Here is a 19,252-nt window from a genome sequence, read left to right as displayed (position 1 = left end):
GATTTCCAGCTCCTTAGCAAATTCCCGCTATGTTATCGAATTTCTTGAGGTTGTGGCCACGAACCGAGGTCAAGAATGAAGGTGTCTCTTATTCGTTCCCCATCGTGCTGATGTCGATGACAAACCGGTAACGGACATCTGAAGCAAGCACACGCTCCCAAGCTTCATCAATCCGGTCAGCAGAAATGACCTCGATTTCAGAAGCAATATTATGTTCAGCGCAGAAATTAAGCATTTCCTGCGTTTCACGGATTCCACCAATCATCGACCCGGCAAACGAACGGCGGTGGCCGATCAGCGAGAATACGTTAACTGCCAATGGATCAGCGGGCGCACCAACATTGACTAATGTACCATCCAATGCCAGAAGTGAAAGATAGGCATCAATATTAATTTGTGCGCTTACTGTATTCACAATAAGATCGAATGAACCGGCAAGCTGCTTAAATGTCTCCGGATCGCTGGTCGCATAATAATGATCCGCTCCTAATTGCAATCCGTCTTCCTTCTTCTTCAGTGACTGTGATAACACAGTAACCTCAGCTCCCATGGCATGAGCAATCTTCACAGCCATGTGTCCAAGCCCGCCAAGACCCACTACAGCTACTTTTTTGCCGGGAGCGGCTCCCCAATGGCGCAGCGGTGAATAGGTGGTGATTCCTGCACACAAAAGCGGTGCAGCCGCGTCAAGCGGAATAGCATCAGGAATCCGGACCACGAAGTCTTCTGTTACAACGATGTGCGTGGAGTATCCGCCCTGAGTATAGTGACCATGCCGGTCGATAGCTCCATAGGTGCCCGTATTTCCACTCAGGCAATACTGCTCCTCACCTTTTTGGCAATTACTGCACTCTCCACAGGAGTCAACCATACAACCAACCCCTACACGATCGCCGACTGCGTACTTTGTAACTTCGGAACCGACCTGGCTGACAATACCGGCGATCTCATGCCCTGGAACAAGTGGATACTTAACCGGTCCCCACTCCCCGCGGGCTGTATGAATATCCGAGTGGCAAATGCCAGCGTATTTAATCTCAATAAGAACATCGTGCGGCTGCAGATTCCGGCGTTCGATTGTAGTTAGCTTGAACGGGCCTTCCTGACTGAATGTAGCACGTGCATTTACTTTTATCATAGTGAAACCTCTCTTCTAGTTAATATAAAAAGCTGTAACGCCGACTTTACAAAACCTATGTTATTACTTAAAGTTAACTCTAAGTCAAGCATAAAATATAATTAAGACTGGAGATAGATGATGAAGACATACTCCATAAGTGAAGTTGCAGAATATTTTAATATGACATCACATACCCTGCGTTACTATGACAAGGAAGGGCTTTTGCCTTTTATAGAAAGAACCCCCAGCGGGAAACGCATTTTCAAAGAAACGGATATGGATGCTTTAAAAGTAATTGAATGCCTGAAGTCATCCGGGATGCCGATTAAGGAAATAAAACATTTCATTGAGTGGTGCTCTGAAGGGGACTCCACCTTGCAGCAGAGATATGATATGTTCCTGGAGCGGAAAGCTTCTGTAGAAGCACAGATGGAAGAATTGAGAAAAACGATGGAAGTCATAGACCATAAATGCTTCTACTACAAGACCGCCTTGGATAGCGGCACGGAAGATGTTCATAAAAAAAATAACATTAAGAGTGCATTTACTCATTAGAAATGAACCTTCAAATTACAGTAAAGGCGGGGCAGATTGATCTGCCCCGCCTTTCTTAATTTGGACGCTTTTTTGCCAGCAGCTTCTCCGTAAAATTCACATCAAAAAAATGAATAATGGGTCCCAAACCAAGTGCGGACACTAGAGTACCTAAGCCTATAACGCCTCCTGCCAGGAAGCAAATCAAAGCACAAAGAGCATCCGTAAACATCCGGTGCCAAAAATAAGATATTTTCGGGACGTTATCCCTCATAATCAGGGACAGGCTGTCGTAAGGAGCGACTCCCACAGCCGATGTCTGATACAGGGATACCCCAAAACTGCATACCACCACGCCAATCGCTACGACGACCACCCGCTGCCATAACAGCTGAGGTTCGCCTAACAGAGATAGCCAAGTACTATGAAAGAACGTAGCGATATACCCCAAAAAGATTGCGTTTACAAAAGTCCCTGCTCCTATATACCTTCGTCCGGTTATGAATTCGATTACAAACAATGCCAGGTTCAGCAAGATCAGAAAATTTGCATATGTTATACCCACGCACTCTGCAAGAGCCATCACCATGCCGCTAAAGGGATCATTCCCCATGCCGGACAGCTTAAAAATACTAATTCCCATGCCCAGAAATACATTGCCGATAACCATAATAATCAATCTTTTTTTATCCACGTTATAAAGATAACCCTTCATATTGCCCATCCTATTTTTCATATTAAAATTGCACCTTACAACAACCACGTCATTATATCATATATTCTATTGGTTGACGGTTATCTTTATTGATAGTATTCAATGATTTGGATAAGCAGATCGGTCAGGACTATATTGTTTTGATGGGAACTGAAAAAAACAAAAGCAACCCGTCCGCAGATAAGTCGCCTTTGTAAAACTTTAGTGTTAACAGAATCTAACTTATGGCTTTAAGCTCAGCGCTTAGCCTTTTAAAAATGATGATAAAGCTTCATAAGAGTATATTTCATTCCACCGGGTTCTATAAGTTAATTTCAGACTTCTCTACTTCATGCCATTGAAAAAGCATTAACACAGGAGGAATATAAATTGGCTGGCCCCAGCAATAAATCAAATCAGGTGTAAAATTCGCAAGCCATTGCTCCCCATTCTCATCTAGTTGCATTCTCCACTTTCCGCTGGCAACAACTTTTTCCTGCTCCATAAGGAAACGAGCCTCATCATATGAACTTCAATTCCTTTATTGCGCTCTATGAAATCAAGGGCAGCTTGGTAATTACGTTCTTGCTCTTCTTCTTTTTCTGCAGTAAAAGCTGAATCGTATACCTCTGAGAAATCTAAGCCCTTAAGGTCATGGAGTTCCACTAGTTGTTTAAATGCGTCCGTTACAAAAAATTGAACGATAGCTGTTTCCTTTATTTTGAACAGTCTATAATCAACACTATCAATTACATTTGTGGTGTTAAGCAAAAACAACATCAAATCAGGATGAGCCAAGGGAAGTGTTTCGTCTTCTTCCGCAACAATTGGCTATCCAGGTAAATATCTCGAAAAATCATTGTACTTCCCCTTATTCTTGGTGTGCATGATTCTGGGTTCTCCTCCTTTTTTTCTCTGTATGATTGTACTGACAATAAGGTACCAAAAAATCTCCATTCAAAGAGAAAATCACGCCATTGATTCCATCGGCTGGTTCGCCAATTATTGATATTATCCCAACACTACCCAAGCAATCTGTCACTTCTCATTATTTTATTTGTGTTCAAAACTCCCCGTTCTTTGCCAATGATAAGAGTAGAAGAGTCTCCATTGCCAGCCAGCTAGAGGCCGACTCTATCCACCCCTTCAGCAAATGGTTCAAACAAATGTCTGGCTATCCGCCAGGCAAGTTTCGCAGCCGCAGCAGGATGATTTAATATAGAAAACGGCGCTGCATCAGTGCAGCGCCGCTGTACCATTTTCAAGTTTGATCACAGCATCCAACCAACCTCCCTGTAGGCCCTCCAAAGCGCCTGAAAAGATTGCGACTGTGCCAGGTGTCATTTCGTACAACGTGTCTAGCAGCAGGAAACGAATCTCGATATCCATGCCATAGAGAGGCTCATCCAGCAGCAGAAACCATGGATCAGCAAGCATCGCCTGAGCAATCATAAGCCGTTGCTTGTTGCCGCCTGACAACCGCTGAATGGGCGTTTTCCACTCGGCAGTAAGCCCAAGCCGTTCACATAGCTCACGAGATCGTTCCTCAATGGTTGCCCGTGGCATCAGCTTCATCTCACCCACATAACGCATGTATGCCTCGACGTTCATATTGTCATAGTACGCTGTCTGCTGTGGCTTGTAGCCCAGATAAGACTTGAAAGCATTCCCTGACAACGTCACGCCATGAAGCTGATAGGTAATCAGGCCGCGTACAGGCTGGTATAGACCAGCTATCGCTTTGAGCAATGCTGTTTTCCCACTGCCATTGGCGCCCTCCAGACCATACCAGCCTGGCGGCAAAGCCAGATTCACATCCCCTAGCAGCAGGTGACCATTATCTGCAAGAAGTTCAACCGCGGTAAGTTTTAGCTCAGCTCCTCGCACCACTCTCCCTCCTATCCATATTGCTTGTAATAATGCCGATGGCGCAGCAAAATACTTGTTATAACACCCAGCGCTATTGCCAGACTAACAGCAACAAGCTTGCTTGCAAGCCAGTGTTCGGACCCGTATTCGCTGAACAATTGAAATACGCCAAGCCTCTCGCCAGCGGAAAACTGGATGACGCCCACTGCGAGGACAACCGCGGTACCAGGCCATGTCCCGAAACGAAGCATTGCAGCCAGCGCTGCAAAAGCGCTCAGGCAGATCGGCAGTAATAGATCTGTGATCAGTAAAGTAGTGTTAGATCCGAATTCACCGCTGGTACCCGTCATAACGAGTATTACATAAAACAACAGCGCTAGAAGGAGGTCATATAGCAGTATGGTTCCTATTCTGGCTACCATAAGCTGTACGGGTGTAACAGGAAAGGTCGCCTCAAGCTCACTCATTGGCGTATGCATGGATCGGAGTGAATAGGCCACACTGGCTACAGGAAGCAACAGAATCGTAAATAAAAATACATCCGGCTTGGCAGAGCTACTGAACCATTCACTTGCTACCAGCCCCTCAACGACTGCTCCTATGCCAATCATAAGCGCTGATGTAAGCCAAAACAGCCAATGCATCGTCCTTACCTGAGCTGCCATGCGTTGCATAAGCCTTACTGGTAAAGATATAGCGACAGTTGCTTGCCGCCCAGGCCTGTCATGTCTTGCCACTCGCTTGGAAGAGGGTACAGCAACCGCCCACTCAGGCTGTGTGGCATATGTGGCGGCAAGCGCCAGCAGAGATTCCGTCTGCTGGCCGCTGGGACCATCGACGGTATAGCGATCCAGTTGGCTGAATACGGCTCCGATCTGGTCATGCTCCCATCGATCCGCTGCTGCTTCACCCTTTTCCTCTAGTTGCCGCTGCTCTTGCAATTCCCTGTGCAGTTGACTGTCGCGACTAGCCTTATCGGCGCTACCGGCTCCGGATATGTAACTCATCCTGATCCTCCCCTTTCTGCAATGTATGGGCCAGTCGCCTGAACGCCCGATACAGCTTGGACTTGACCGTTCCAAGCGGCAGTTCCAGCAACTCGGCTATTTCATCCAGCTTGAGCTCCTCATAAAAACGCAAAATAACAATTTGCCGCTCCTCCTCAGGCAAAGCGCCAAGGGCAGCAATGACTGCTTCACGCTCATATTGCTTGTCTAAAAAAGACGCTACCGTATCCTTACCTCCATCTGCCGCATCATACACTCCGGTATCCTTAGCCGCTACTTCATAACGATAAGCTCCGGACTTCCATACATCACGGCACAGGTTCGTCGCAATTCGATAAATCCATGGTCGAAACCGTTCAGGCAACCGACCAGCTTGCAAAGCCGTGAATACTCTGACAAAACACTCTTGCACCAAATCTTCTGCGAGCTGACGTTTGCTGGTCAGTCGGTATAAATACGCATAGATGGTCTGATGATACCGATAGACGAACAACTCCAGCACGGCTGTATTCCCTTGCTTGTATTGCTCGAGCAGTTGCTCATCCGTAACAACAGCCCTGCTGTTCACTTGACTCTCTCCTTTCTCGCTCAGCACTATTGCCTGCACACGAGCCAACCTCTGCCTTTCCCCAATAGAAGCATACAGCAGAAAAGCAGTATTCCAGCTGCTGCAAATAATGCGATAGCGTTATGCGATTTATCTGTGAACTGGCTCACCGGCCAGACGGCTTGAAATAAATAGTACCGATTGAGCGGCATACTGGACATAAAATACTCCAGCAGCCACACCGTTGCCCCCACTCCTAGCCCGACAGCCATATTGCGCCCTAGCAGAGTGCCCAATGCCGCCAGACCGCCAAGGAACATATTCACACTGAGGCTATGTTTAATTATGTAAGCTAGTTGTGCCGTACTTAAAACGATCGCCCAGCGGTCAATTGCCCAGAGCAACGCTGCTTCATAGATAACTAGCAATAGCGCAGCGACCGCTCCTCGCTCGGCGAACACGAGTAATTGTGAATATGGATAGCTGAAATGATGGGCAAAAGTACCCTCACTGAAATCATCGGCGAACAAGGCAGCACTCAAGGCAATCGCAAGTAAAGGCAGCACAAATATAAAAGCCACTTTGACATGATAAAAACCAGGAGAGGGCATCATCATTGGCAGCATGAGGCAACCAGCTGCTATCAGCGCCGCAATAATAGCTATAGCTAGCAAGTAGCCGCCCCATAGGATGCGCCAAGCATATTTTGCACGGGACAAAAGAATGAGGGCAACCTTCATTGTCCTCCCTCCATTTTCCTTTGCAAATAGCCTCGCAGAAGCGCTTCCATTTGTTCATCAATGTCCTCGATTAGCTGCTCTGTGCCAATACTGTCATAGACAAGCTTGATGACATCGTAGACACTTTCAATACCGTACTGGCTGTATATGGTATTCATAAGGTCATAAACCTGATTCGGTGTACCGTTCAAAAAATAGCTGCTAACAGGTTCGAACAGTCGATCTGGCAGTTTCCCTCCGACCAGCTTGAGCTCGTTATAAGCCTGAAAAAAGTTATTCAGTGTATATTGGGCGTTTAAATTTAACATTCTCGCATTTCTAATCTCTCTACGTTTGGCACTGTAATCAAGCCAGTACTGCCCCGTTCTCAGTTGGATATTCCCATTTTTCCCTCGATCAATTTCCGCCCCAAAATAACTTGACACAGACACCTTAGACAAAAAGTGGACATCGCGAGCTTCCGGACCTCCAACTGATGCATCTACCATGCCAAGGGTGCTCATACTCACCATATTCAAACTATAATACGGATAATCGGCAAGTGCCATAGTAACCGTCTGGGGAAAACTCGTTGCAGCTTCTCCATCCAACTTTTTCAAAGTACGCGCCGCTTGGGCGTAATGCCTGGCTGCGAACTGTGCTGCTTCTTCGACAGAACGGGCAGGCAATTGACCAGATGCCAACAGACGCAACGTCTTGCCGTCTGCCGTCGCTTCTGCAAGTTGCAGATCGCCCCCAAATAATGTAAGTCCGCTTGCTTCATCCAGCTCCAGGCGCGTGATGGTCGCTCCCTTCTCTCCAGCCATCTTACTAGTAATGACAGAGGCGTTGGAGAACAGTTTCAAGCCACTTGGCCCTGTGATAGCAACTTCAAAGCCCGCCATAGGGCGCGGCAGTTGTGTGTCCAGAATATCTGTAGCGTGACGCCCCCATTCGTAGTGATCGGTAAGCAATTCCGATAGCCGGCTATTGCCGATAACAGGGTACCAGCCATAGAAAGCTGGCAGGAAAATCCTGTTATCGTCGACAACAGCGATCTGCTCCCATCTATCCCTGCTAGGAGCGACGGAATAATAATGCCGCCAATCATTTAGGGTACCTCTATATGTCATCTCGATCTCCATATGCTCCCCTGGCATAACATCCGTTGCAGGCTTGATCCAAAGTACATCTGTAGCCTCTTCCCACTCATAGGCAGCAGCAGCACCGTTCACCTTCAGTTCCTGTACATCAAAGATATGTCGCAGCATGATTGGGAATCGCTCTAGTGTTGCCGCTTGTCCATTGCTTGCTTGCATCGTCGCCTGTATTTCTAACCCATGCCGCGGCAGTAATTCCAAATTCAGCTTGTAGCTGTTAATGTGTAGATCCTGGAACTTCATTCCGACAAGCAGATCTTTAATATGCGATACCGAGAGCGGATTGCTGGTATTCCCGTTTGTGTTAAGGGTGATCCGAGACATTTCCTCAATATCCGCCTCCGAATATTTACCCGCTGCAATTCCAGCAACGAGCAGTTGCTCCAATTCACGCTGTTGCGTGATATCATTGGCTGAAGTAAGACGTTCGCGATAGAAACGTTCATTGGCATCCGCAATATCTGCCCGTTCCTGCAGGTATCCGTACATCGCACTACCTGCCCATAACAATACTGCACCTAGAATCAGCATCGTGGGATAGACAAGCCATGCCTTGACCCGTTCCCGCCTGCGTCTACATACTACAAGTAGAACAGTCATGACCATTCCTGCTGCTAAAGCTGCAACGATGCCGCGATGCAGCCAAAATGCCGGATCATATATAAATCCCCACATACGTGAGTAAGACTTACCAATATATTTAACTAGTGAATAATCGAACCAAATCTGCGTATGAGGGGGTAATGAAAAAGAAGGGCGATCGGTCTTAAAAAATTCCGGTAAAATAATTGCCAAGCTAAGCAACAGGACGAAGCTGATCAAGTAACTGTATCGCTTGCGGATAAGGATACCTACTAAGTAGGCAATTACAGTTGCAAATAACATCGGGATGGCAAAGGAAGCCAATACAGCAGAGGTATACCATTCACGCATTCCCCATGAGATGCCATCATTTACGACCAACCATACATAAGCCCCCATCGGCACGAGCGCAGCTGCTAACGGAAGGGTTACAGCACAGAGCAAGCGTGCAGCCTCCATTTCCCATGTTCGATACGGAAAGGTAGCCATCATGGTTGCTGTCTTCCATTCTTCATCCCGCCGTGCTATCGCTGTTGCCAGCAAAGGCAAAATAATGAGGGCTACAAGGCAATACACCTCAGAAATATCCATCACGTATACTGCACGATCCAATTTGGCATCGGCGGTCTGAAACATCAAATACAGGATGCCGACCACAGTTGCCAGCATTAGATACAAGCCTGGGCCACGCAGCAGTAGCTTGCACTCTGTTTTGTAATAGCGAATCAGGCTCATTGGCTATTCCCCGCTCTCATGACCGCGATATATCCGTCCTCAAGTCCTGCCTTTGCCTGGACTGCTCCAGGTAATGGGACAGAACTGGCAAGAACACGCGCCTCATAGCCGGCTCCTGAACGCTTTGCAGTCACGATGGCTGCAGTTTCTTTGAGCTCTGCAAGCTTCTCATCACCCACTTGGACCGTCCACACTTGTCCCTGCACACGCTGGAGCAATTGTTCTTGCGTACCGTGAAATACGATGCGCCCTCCGCTCATAATCGCCATACTCTTACAGTTATTATCAATATCGGCGACGACATGTGTAGACAGTAGCACAGTACGATCTTTACCCAGCTCAGTCAGCATATCACGAAATCGCATGCGTTCTTCGGGATCAAGCCCTGCCGTAGGCTCGTCCACAATAATGAACTGCGGATCACCTAGCAACGCCTGGGCAATACCGATGCGCTGCCGCATCCCGCCAGAATATTTGCCTATACGCACATGGCGCTTCTCCTCCAGATTGACTCGGCGCAACATTTCGGCTACTGCTTTCCTCCGGGCTTTTCCATTTGTAATGCCCTTCATGGACGCGACATAATCGAGATATTCTGCGCCTGTCAACTTGCGATATACGCCAAACTCTTGTGGCAGGTAGCCAAGCAAGCCACGAATTTCACGTTCATCCCGCCCAAGCTTGCAATGTCCAATTTGTACATCCCCTGATGTTTTCGGTATTACTGTTGCCAATATTTGCATCAATGTCGATTTTCCCGCCCCATTGGGACCGAGTAAGCCGAACATACCCGTACCCAATGTCAGGTTAATTCCGTTCAGTACTTGTTTACTGCCATATTTTTTGCACAATTGCTGGATAACTACATGCATCATTACCTGCCTCCATTCGTACTTGGCCAACTACCGTGCGCACGAGTAGATTGTCGAACAGTATAACGACACTCCCTTCTAAAAGTTTAAAAAACAGGTGATTTTTTAAAATAATAGTATCCTTGCGCTGCCAATATGACATTTGTTCGATGTGTCTACTACGACAAAAAAACCTCCAACCCCGTATATGCGGCTTTGGAAGTTATTCATTAACCTGCATTTCGCAGTTACTCTAAGTACAGAATCCCAAAATCACAGCTTCTATGAAATTCTGGTTTGTTCGAATGAACTTTGCTCCATGTTCCAAAGTGCGGATAAACCGTTTCATCGCCGCACTTGTAAAAGTTTCCTCTTATCCTTTTTCCCGGCACTGCCCGAAAATCCGAAAAATAAGATTGTACCCATGCCCATGAGATCGAAAAGCTTAATTCCCAATACGCTTCCCCTTTATCATTAATCTGATCCGTGGTGGATAGGACTTGGAAAAGTGCTGGATTGATAGTGATTGGGAAGCGATCATACCGATCCGCTCCTATCTGCAAGAGAATTGCGCCATTCGCATTAAATTCGAAATTCATATAGCGCTGGTCCGAATCCGGAGTAGGCTGAAAAAAGAACTCGATGCAGCTATCCTTATACACAGGATCATTCATGTTTCTATATGTTCGTATTGGATTCTGTTCGTAAACCTTAAACTGAAGCTTCAGATCCTCCTGACTGTAATTTAATCTTGCTGTAACGACCGGGTTATATCCTTTAAGCCATTGATACTGTTTAATGATCTGGAAATCTTCTGTAACTGAAACATCCGTCTGATTTATCAGGCGGGAAATCACTAAGGTTTCTAATTTTCTTTCCATGGTTCATTCCCTTCGGTTGGAAATCCCACTAGGCTAACACAGCAAAACAACCCTATTAATTAACTTGATTATTTAGACCCGCGACTTACCGGTTTTCCAATACGCAGTCTCGATCCCCGAAATTTCGCACGGCCGTCTGCCGTTACCTGTATTGGCGGATGATGGAACTGCACACTCTATATCCCCTCGGGCGCATCCCCCACTTCCCGATCGATGGTCAGATCCCCCCGTATCCGTGTTCTCCTGCAATGCGTCGAAATCTACCTTCACCTCGCCGAATGGAACCTCCCGGAATATGGCTCCGGAGCTTACTAGCCCTGCAATCCGTTGATGATCCAGCGGGTGGTACCCGACGGCACCGTATACATCCCTCAGTTCGACTGACTGATGTCGGCTGCCGTACTTTGCATGGGTGTGGACAATTTATTCCTCAGCAGGTGTACACCATGCACCGGTTCATCCCCTGTTACCATCACCATGTTGGTCAACCCTTATTTCGCGCAAGGTAACGTAATTCCTTCATGGATCGCCCGGTCGGCTAAGAGAGCGATCTCCATCGCCCGGCAGGCTTCCTCCATTGCCGGTATAGGGGGCAAGTTGTTCTCCAGCATGGACAGGAAATAGTCCAGCTGGGCACCCGTAGGCTTTACGGAGAAGTCCATATTGATCTGCCGGACCGCTCCTTTCTGGTAGTCTTCGACCTCGATCAGATTCCCCAGATGCTGATCCTCTCGCGGTCGTTCGTTCTTGTATATGATGCGAATCCGGCCTGCCGGTCCGATAAATTCCTTCCGGTTATCAGTCGGAAGCCCCTTGCCCCACCCTGTCTCAAAGTAGCCGATGGAGCCGTCCGACAGACGGAGGGTCATGAGTCCGTAATTGTAAGTATACGGCGGGACTTCTTCGTAGAGACGCTGCCCGATCCCATTGACGCTTACTACGTCCGCCCCTGTAGCCCAACGCATCACATCGATATAATGGACGCCGCAATCCACGATCGGCGAGACGTCCCGGAGCAGGGATAAGTGGGAAACCCAATTTTTGGAGGGCTTCAATTGGGATAGCCGGATGACCAAAGGGAAGCCGATGGCGCCCTCCCGGATCATCTTCATAACCGCCTGGTACGTAGTGTTATGGCGAAGGATGTGACCGATCAGCACCTTGGTTTTAGCTCCACGGGCCAGCTTCATGAATTCCTGTGTTTCCCGTGCATTGCCCGCCATCGGCTTCTCGCATAGGATATGCTTCCCTGCAGCGAGACAATCTTTTGCGATCCCCAGATGGGAGGACGGGTACGTGGCGATAATGACCAGATCCACATCATCACGCTCTATCAAGACCCGGTAATCCGTGCTCCAACACTCAGCTCCGTATTGGCTTGCCACTAAGGAGGCCCTGTCCCGGTTCCAATCCGCCACGCCGATCAACCGGACCCGCACCTGTCGTGATATCGCGTCCAAGTGGAGAGAGCCCATATAACCGCAGCCTATCACGACCGCCCCGTACCTTTTCATGATGCATCCATCCTATCCTTCTCACTCGCGGAGGTTATTTTATGTTGATCCAAGCTCCTTGTTATGATACCTTGTCACCTTTATTATATAAGAATGATGGATATTTTTATTTAGCAAAGAAAGTTACTTTTTGCACGATTCCGTTATTCCTTCTAATTCTATGTAGGGGAGGGACTCGGTTCATAGGTTCTTTCTTCTATCGCTTGCCGCAAGGTCTGCCATTTTTGTACGATGTATGCGGAACTTCAACCCTATAGATCGCCAATGCTGGGCGCACATAAAAAAGCAACTCCCTTTTTGCAAGTCGCTTTTAAAACACTCTATAGTGAATCTTAAGTTATTATCTAATATCCTCACCGCTTCGCCCTATAAAACTCATGATACAGCTTCAGAGCCAAGGATATCGATAAGTGTAATTTCATTACCTTCCTTGTCTGTCCCAATCGAATCGTGCAGAGATACGTCTTTACGTGTTTTCTTGAGCGAACGCAGGTGCAACAGGATTTCGTTTTCAATACAACGAGCAGCAAATGTGGCTAGTTTGGTTCCTTTGTTCGGACGATAGCTCTTAATAGCTTTTATCAGGCCGATGGTGCCGATGGAGATCAGATCCTCCATGTCTTCCCCTGTGTTATCGAATTTCTTGAGGTTGTGGACACGATACGATGTCAAAATCCACTTTCTTGATAGAAATGCGTTGATAGAAGTATGAAGGTTTTACCGGATGGATGGCTCTTTTTTTTGTTATTCATTGTCCTTTTTTTAATAGTCACTTCGTTTTCTTAAATTTTCACTTGATATCAACAACTTAACAGTTGAAAGACATGATATTTAACATAGTTTGAGCATGTTTACAGTCACATCCGGGAAAGAATTAGCTGTGTTACGATATATCTTATTACTCTAGAGGAGTATTAATAATGTCAACAACTTGCAAAAGAGGTGTGTAATTGAAACTTCCAACAATCCAATTCGGACATATTAAATCGAGAGTTCCTGTTATTCAAGGTGGAATGGGTGTAGGCATATCCTTAAGTGGACTAGCCGCTGCTGTAGCCAATGCAGGCGGGATCGGCACCATCTCTGGTACAGGGATTACTCCTGATGAGCTGAGAATGCATATTCGCAAAACAAGAGAACTCTCTAAAGGAAATGGCTACATCGGTGTGAATGTACTATTCGCAGTGAAGGACTTTGCCGAAAAAATGAAGATTGCTTTGGAGGAAAAGGTTGACTTTATTATTTCCGGAGCCGGAATTTCTAGAGATATTTATGCTTGGGGTAAAGAATATGGTACTCCTGTCGTAACTATTGTTTCATCCGCCAAATTAGCCCGAATTTCCGAAAGACTTGGTGCCTCCGCAGTCGTTGTGGAAGGGTTCGAAGCTGGAGGCCATTTAGGTACAGACAGATCCATGTTTGATATCCTTCCTGAAGTCTTAGAGGCCGTTTCGATTCCTGTTATTGCTGCGGGTGGAATTCTAACAGGGGATGATATCGCAAAAGCCCTTCGGATCGGCGCATCTGGTGTTCAAATGGGTACCCGTTTTGTGGCTAGCCTTGAGTGTGATGCTCCCTTAGCCTTCAAGCAAAAGTATGTAGATGCTCAGCAAGGAGATACTGTCCTAATCAAGTCTACTGTGGGTCTAGAAGGTAGAGCGATTCGGAATGATTTTACGGACCGGATCAGTGATGATGCCAAATTAAAGATAGTCAAATGCTATAATTGTCTAAAGGTTTGTTCACATCGCTTCTGTACAATGGAATCCCTGCTCACTTCCCTTAGAGGAGATGTTAAGAACGGATTGGTTTTTGCTGGGTCCAGAGTTCATGAGATTAAAGAGATTTTGTCCGTACAGCAGATTATCGACAATTTAATGGATGAGTATCAAGGGGCATTGAACCCGACAACTTAAGGTTGTTATAAGATTCAAAAGCACGATTAACCACTTAAGCAAGCTTGGGATTTCCGAGCATAAGTGGTTTTTTTATTTCGCTTGATACTCAAATTTAGTTATATTTAATAAGCTTTTGTGTTGTATTAACCAAAGATTTCCGTACCTTTCTTTTTAATTGCAACAACAGCTAAATATCTTCACAGCCAAAATGCAATAAGCCCAATCGCAAAAGATGACTGGATATATGTACTCTTCAGAGCACCACTTAACAATTTTCCCTCTCCCTTTCTCATGTATTTTTATGAGTTGGTTTAATACAAAAATTCGCTGAACTATATCTTCTCTAAAAAATTCTAATATGGTCCTTGAAGCTTTCTATGTATGCCGGTTAACGGATACTACCTTGTGATTATGAGTTTACCGCTTAGCCTTATAAAACTCATGATAAAGCTTCATGAGCGCCCTCTTCTCTATCCTCGAAACATAACTCCGCGAGATCCCCAACTCCTTAGCAATCTCCCGCTGTGTCCTCTCTTCTCCACCTGTATCCAGCCCAAACCTACCCACCACAACTTCTTTCTCCCGGTCATCCAGAATATCTAGGTTGCGATATATCTTACTCTTCTCGATCTTCAGATCGACTTCTTTAATGACATCATCAGCTTCGGAGCCAAGGATATGGATAAGTGTAATTTCATTACCTTCTTTGTCCGTCCCAATTGGATCGTGCAGGGATACGTCTTTACGTGTTTTCTTGAGCGAACACAGGTGCATCAGGATTTCGTTTTCAATACAACGTGCTGCAAATGTGGCTAGCTTTGTTCCTTTGTTTGGACGATAGCTCTCAATAGCTTTAATCAGGCCGATGGTGCCAATGGAGATCAGATCCTCCATGTCTTCCCTAGTGTTATCGAATTTCTTGAGGTTATGGGCACGATGTGATGTCAAAAAATAAACCAATTACGATCGATTCTGATTCGAATTGGTTTCCTTTTGCACATTATATTTAATTTGTAGTTTCCGATTGATTTCTTGTGTACATCCTGGTAATCCATTTAAATAACACTTTACTTGATCAATTAACTCTAAGTGAGATGTCAGAGTATTACACTTGTTAAATTGAGTCTAATAATATCCTCGGTTTCAATATGATAGCTACCGTTTTTCACACGTAGAGCAATACATTCAATATTTAGCCGAACATCTGCTAGTTCCACATAAAACACAATAATTTCAAAGCCTTGTTCCTTTGCATCCTCATCTGCCTTATAACGTTACCACCCGCTAAAGTGGTTTCCACAATGAAATCCCACTTATTCCAGATACACTACCTGGCTATTCTTATGGCTTCTTTCCCAGCAGATACTTTACTCTTTTCAGGATGCCCATTAGTGATCTTGCGGCTATGCATCTGGAATCATCAGTGATTCTGTTTTATGCCATGCTCCGATATAGAATCTTCCACTTTCATGAAATGAAAAACATAATATTCTCCGTTAATTTTTAGCTGTTCCTTTTCTTTTTGATTTCGTCAAATTCACATAGAGATAAGTGAAATTCAAGGTTTTTGGTGATGCAGCCGGATGATGATACTCAATATCCTATAGATTCTCCAAAACCTATCATAAATTGTAATTTATTTAACGAAACAGTTTACATATACGTTACACAGAATAATTAAAAGAGCCGTTTTTCCCTTTTTTCAAACTCAAAATATATTAAATTCATAATATTCATTGACTGAAACAAATACTAGTGTTATATTTCCTAACATTAAATAATAAAATACATACAGGAAAAGGAGATTACGCACATGAATAAGTTCAAACGTCTACGTGAAACTAAAAGAGAGCATTCTGGTTCCACCCGATCTGAATATTCACCAGCAAAAAAAAATTGGAGTAAAAAGCAATTTATAGCTACTTCAATTGTGTTATCTGTTATTGCTACGAGTGTAATTCCGTTCCAAACAGCTGACGCTTTAACTAGAGTTACTTCAGAAAGTGGCACAGTATGGGAGATTCACGATGTTTTTGCTCCTAGCTTAGACACAGGAAGTTTACGTACAGTTGGTTCTACACAAGTACAAGGTTTCGGCAATATCTTTGTTAAAGTGTCCTCGCCTTCAGCTCCACTGATGAATGGTCAAATGATGCGTGGGTTTGACTTGAAATATGACGGCGTTAATAAGTTTACTTCGGCTCAATCTGTAAATCTAGGAAATGTAACTGTAACACGTGAGGTGTATGTGGATACTATTCATAATCGAACGAGATTCTTTGATACTTTCACTAATAAAAATGATGTGGCAATAAAAGTTGATGTATCATTCGGTGGCTCTTTAGGATATGGTACAACAACAAATGCTTCAGTAGTTAAGGCAACCTATTCAGGCGATCTAAAGGTAACTACAGATGATTCATGGATTGTTGTAGATAGTAGCGCCAAAAACAATAAGCCGTTAGGCGTTGCAGTGGGATCTCCAAAGCCGTTTGATAATGGATTAACCGGTCTAGGTAATCAGCAACAGGATCCATTCACAATACCATTAGCTGAGTATGGAAATGAAGCGAATTTCTATGGGTTCATTAATTCACTAAATATTGGCCCGGGCGAATCGAAATCCCTAGTAAATTATGTACAAGTTGGAGAAGCTGGTGAAGAAGGGTTGAAAAATCTGGTTGCTATGCTAGATGGACTTAATAGTCTGCTGGATGTAACAGGATTAACAAACGCACAAATTCGGTCAATTAGCAACTGGGATATATCTGCTATAGAGGGACTTGATACTGGAGATCATCTGGTTATACCAAATGCTCCTGCGCCTAAAGAATTAGTAACTTCATCGCCGTATGATGTTAAGAATAAATCAATTGCAGAAATGCAGCAGGATATGATTACTGGCAAAACTACCTCTGTACAAATTACTCAAGCCTATTTAGATAGAATCAAGGTATACGATGAGGGACAATTGGGATTCCATGCATTCCTGCATGTATCTGAAACTGCGCTTAACCAAGCAAAAGCTGCTGACGATGCCCGTGCCCAAGGTGTAAAAGGTGATTTATTGGGTATTCCAATTGCGATAAAAGATATTTATGATACAAAGGATATGCCTACTACCGGTGGCAGTAAAGCTCTTGAAGGCTGGCAGCCTGATTCTGATGCATTCCAAGTGAAAAAACTGAGGGAAGCTGGAGCTGTAATTATTGGTAAAGTAAATACTTCTGAGTTTGCTAACAGCGGAAGCTTTAGTGAAAGCGGCTGGCAGCAAACATGGAATGCACTCTATCCATCGAAAACATCTTTTGGCTCAAGCGGCGGGTCTGCAGTATCTGTTGCAGCTGATTTTGCAGCAGCAGCAATGGGATCGCAAACAGGGGTATCTCTATATGCACCAACTACAGGCGCTAGCTTAAAAAGCTTCCGGGGTACAGACGGTATGGCAAGTACTACAGGTGTACTGCCACTCACTTGGGGACAAGATTATGCAGGTCCCATTGCTAAAACAGTAACTGATCTAGCCATTATATTGAATGCTACAACGGGTACGGACCCACAGGATATTTTCACAGTCACTGCTGATGCAGATCATAAGCGTCCAGTGGATTGGAAGGAATCTCTGGATGTTAATGCATTGAAAGGAAAGAAAATTGGATACATTCCTGCATCCTTTGTATCTGCATATGCTGATGATGATACTGGACAGGCAGTGATGGATAAGTTCTCAGAGCTTCAAGCAGCGGGTGCGACTATGGTTGAAATGTCAGCTGTACCATCAGGCCCTAGTCGTCCTTCTGGTATTAATGGATCTACTGAAGGTTGGGCACGTTATATTGAGTTGCATAAGGACTTCCCTTATATTGATGGAGCAAGTGTACTAGCTTCAGATAAGGTGCTTATCTATAATCAAAGAGGATATAGTACTCCAACTCGTATGACTGAACAAGCTGTACAAGATTACATTAAGTATAGAACCGACTATAAGGAAGTTATTAAAAGCTGGATGGACGCGAATGGTGTTGATGCTGTTGTTTATGCAGGTTTTATTAGCGACGTATATAACAATGACGCAGCAGCTTCTCAATTAAGTTCAGACCGTAACACAGGCGTATTAACCTCTACTATGGGTCTACCTACGGTAGTTGTTCCTGTAGGAACGAATGACAGCGGATATTCTATCTCTATGCAACTGGTTGGTAGAGCATGGGACGATGCAAAAGTTTTAGGCATGAGCTACGCTCTTGAGCAACAAAGTCAAGCTAGACTACTTACAACATTTGCTCCAGCACTTCAATACGTTTCAAACTCTACTAATCCTGATCCAAACACAGATAATGGACCAACCCATCCAAATACTGGAGGAGGTACGGTGACACCTCCAGCAATAACAACGCCTATAGAAACACCGTCACCTGCAGAAACAATAATACCAGCAGATAAACCGAAAGTTGTTAGTTTTGTAGATACAATGAATCATTGGGCAAAAACAAGCATTGACGCACTAATTGCTAAGGGATTATTGACGGGGTATTCCGATGGAACATTCCGCCCAAATTCAGGTTTGACTCGTGCCGAAGCAATTAAAGTAATTGCAACTTATATGGGACTTGAAGGACAAGAAAGTAACTTTATAGATGTATCTCCAACTCATTGGGCGAATAAGTTTATTGGTGCAGCTGCTAGATCAGGCTTGATGAACGGATATAGCGACGGAAGCTTCCGTCCAAATGAGAAGATTAGCCGTAGTGAATTAGCGGTACTAATCACTCGAGCTTTTAAGCTAACTGGTACTGGAAACACATCATTCAAAGATGTTAAAAGAAATGCATGGTATTATGATTTCATCGATGCACTCGCATCCAATAATATTATTACAGGATACGCAGACAGTACATTTAAGCCTGAAAAAGATATTACTAGAGCAGAGTTTGCAGCAATTGTTTCCAGATTACTAGAAACTACTAATTAAAAGAAATTCAATTAAAAATGACAGAGTACTCGAGTAACCACGTTTACAGGAAGGGCCATCCCGAAAGGGATGGCCTTATAACTTGCCGTTACAGATAGTGCGATGAACCGTATCATAAGTAGGGCTAACCCTATCCACACAAAAAACGACTCATCCGTAGACAAGTCGC

Annotated in this window: 16 protein-coding genes and 1 pseudogene; 3 read left to right on the top strand and 14 right to left on the bottom strand. The window is 44.9% G+C overall.

Annotated features, from left to right (window positions below; all coding sequences use genetic code 11):
* Positions 1 to 88 precede the first annotated feature (88 nt).
* The gene (locus NSQ91_RS07130; protein ID WP_076185356.1) at positions 89 to 1,138 is read right to left on the bottom strand and encodes an NAD(P)-dependent alcohol dehydrogenase; all 1,050 of its coding nucleotides are present in this window, start codon (positions 1,136 to 1,138) and stop codon (positions 89 to 91) included.
* Between the two features lie 120 nt (positions 1,139 to 1,258).
* Here NSQ91_RS07130 and NSQ91_RS07125 point away from each other — a divergent pair, with 120 nt between their 5' ends.
* Positions 1,259 to 1,675: a MerR family transcriptional regulator gene (locus NSQ91_RS07125; RefSeq protein WP_076218374.1), complete on the top strand. Its 417-nt coding sequence runs from the start codon at positions 1,259 to 1,261 to the stop codon at positions 1,673 to 1,675.
* Positions 1,676 to 1,730: 55 nt separating this feature from the next.
* Here the strand turns inward: NSQ91_RS07125 and NSQ91_RS07120 are convergent, their stop codons facing one another.
* From NSQ91_RS07120 to NSQ91_RS07065, 12 genes and pseudogenes are all read right to left on the bottom strand, one after another.
* Complete coding sequence (locus NSQ91_RS07120) at positions 1,731 to 2,390, bottom strand: YczE/YyaS/YitT family protein (RefSeq protein ID WP_254848794.1); 660 nt, start codon at positions 2,388 to 2,390, stop codon at positions 1,731 to 1,733.
* A gap of 414 nt (positions 2,391 to 2,804) precedes the next feature.
* Positions 2,805 to 3,146, bottom strand: a complete 342-nt coding sequence (locus tag NSQ91_RS07115; protein ID WP_076221106.1) for a hypothetical protein — start codon at positions 3,144 to 3,146, stop codon at positions 2,805 to 2,807.
* Positions 3,147 to 3,584: 438 nt separating this feature from the next.
* Positions 3,585 to 4,235 (bottom strand): ATP-binding cassette domain-containing protein, encoded by a 651-nt coding sequence (locus tag NSQ91_RS07110; protein WP_076302147.1) that lies wholly within the window; start codon positions 4,233 to 4,235, stop codon positions 3,585 to 3,587.
* Between the two features lie 11 nt (positions 4,236 to 4,246).
* Complete coding sequence (locus NSQ91_RS07105; RefSeq protein ID WP_076305656.1) at positions 4,247 to 5,224, bottom strand: hypothetical protein; 978 nt, start codon at positions 5,222 to 5,224, stop codon at positions 4,247 to 4,249.
* Entirely contained in the window at positions 5,199 to 5,792 is a 594-nt protein-coding gene (locus NSQ91_RS07100) for an RNA polymerase sigma factor (RefSeq protein WP_076125358.1), read from the bottom strand. The genes NSQ91_RS07105 and NSQ91_RS07100 overlap by 26 nt, the downstream gene beginning before the upstream one ends.
* Positions 5,793 to 5,818: 26 nt before the next feature.
* Positions 5,819 to 6,511: a hypothetical protein gene (locus NSQ91_RS07095; RefSeq protein WP_076305657.1), complete on the bottom strand. Its 693-nt coding sequence runs from the start codon at positions 6,509 to 6,511 to the stop codon at positions 5,819 to 5,821.
* On the bottom strand, positions 6,508 to 8,967 hold the full coding sequence (locus NSQ91_RS07090; protein WP_076305658.1) for a hypothetical protein: 2,460 nt from the start codon (positions 8,965 to 8,967) through the stop codon (positions 6,508 to 6,510). The genes NSQ91_RS07095 and NSQ91_RS07090 overlap by 4 nt, the downstream gene beginning before the upstream one ends.
* On the bottom strand, positions 8,964 to 9,842 hold the full coding sequence (locus NSQ91_RS07085) for an ABC transporter ATP-binding protein (protein WP_249267678.1): 879 nt from the start codon (positions 9,840 to 9,842) through the stop codon (positions 8,964 to 8,966). Before NSQ91_RS07085 ends, NSQ91_RS07090 begins: the two co-directional genes overlap by 4 nt.
* Before the next feature lie 224 nt (positions 9,843 to 10,066).
* The gene (locus NSQ91_RS07080) at positions 10,067 to 10,699 is read right to left on the bottom strand and encodes a carbohydrate-binding family 9-like protein (protein ID WP_076098916.1); all 633 of its coding nucleotides are present in this window, start codon (positions 10,697 to 10,699) and stop codon (positions 10,067 to 10,069) included.
* Between the two features lie 491 nt (positions 10,700 to 11,190).
* Positions 11,191 to 12,138, bottom strand: a complete 948-nt coding sequence (locus tag NSQ91_RS31980; RefSeq protein WP_370510818.1) for a Gfo/Idh/MocA family protein — start codon at positions 12,136 to 12,138, stop codon at positions 11,191 to 11,193.
* Entirely contained in the window at positions 12,062 to 12,220 is a 159-nt protein-coding gene (locus tag NSQ91_RS07070) for a hypothetical protein (protein WP_248547758.1), read from the bottom strand. The genes NSQ91_RS31980 and NSQ91_RS07070 overlap by 77 nt, the downstream gene beginning before the upstream one ends.
* Positions 12,221 to 12,597: 377 nt before the next feature.
* Positions 12,598 to 12,915: pseudogene (locus tag NSQ91_RS07065) on the bottom strand (sigma factor); the annotation flags it as partial.
* A 248-nt stretch (positions 12,916 to 13,163) separates the two neighbouring features.
* On the opposite strand from NSQ91_RS07065, the gene NSQ91_RS07060 reads away from it, so the two are divergent.
* A complete protein-coding gene (locus NSQ91_RS07060) occupies positions 13,164 to 14,129 on the top strand; it encodes an NAD(P)H-dependent flavin oxidoreductase (RefSeq protein ID WP_076219033.1) in 966 nt (321 codons plus the stop codon).
* A 399-nt stretch (positions 14,130 to 14,528) separates the two neighbouring features.
* Here NSQ91_RS07060 and sigK read toward each other — a convergent pair whose 3' ends face one another.
* The gene (gene sigK, locus NSQ91_RS07055; protein ID WP_081392001.1) at positions 14,529 to 15,071 is read right to left on the bottom strand and encodes an RNA polymerase sporulation sigma factor SigK; all 543 of its coding nucleotides are present in this window, start codon (positions 15,069 to 15,071) and stop codon (positions 14,529 to 14,531) included.
* An 853-nt stretch (positions 15,072 to 15,924) separates the two neighbouring features.
* Between sigK and NSQ91_RS07050 the strand changes: the two genes are divergently transcribed.
* Positions 15,925 to 19,083, top strand: a complete 3,159-nt coding sequence (locus NSQ91_RS07050; RefSeq protein ID WP_081392002.1) for an amidase family protein — start codon at positions 15,925 to 15,927, stop codon at positions 19,081 to 19,083.
* Positions 19,084 to 19,252 lie beyond the last annotated feature (169 nt).

Origin of the sequence: Paenibacillus sp. FSL R7-0048 (genome assembly GCF_038004505.1) — a bacterium.
Lineage (GTDB): Bacteria > Bacillota > Bacilli > Paenibacillales > Paenibacillaceae > Paenibacillus_AQ > Paenibacillus_AQ odorifer.
This window is presented reverse-complemented; position numbering and strand designations above follow the sequence as displayed.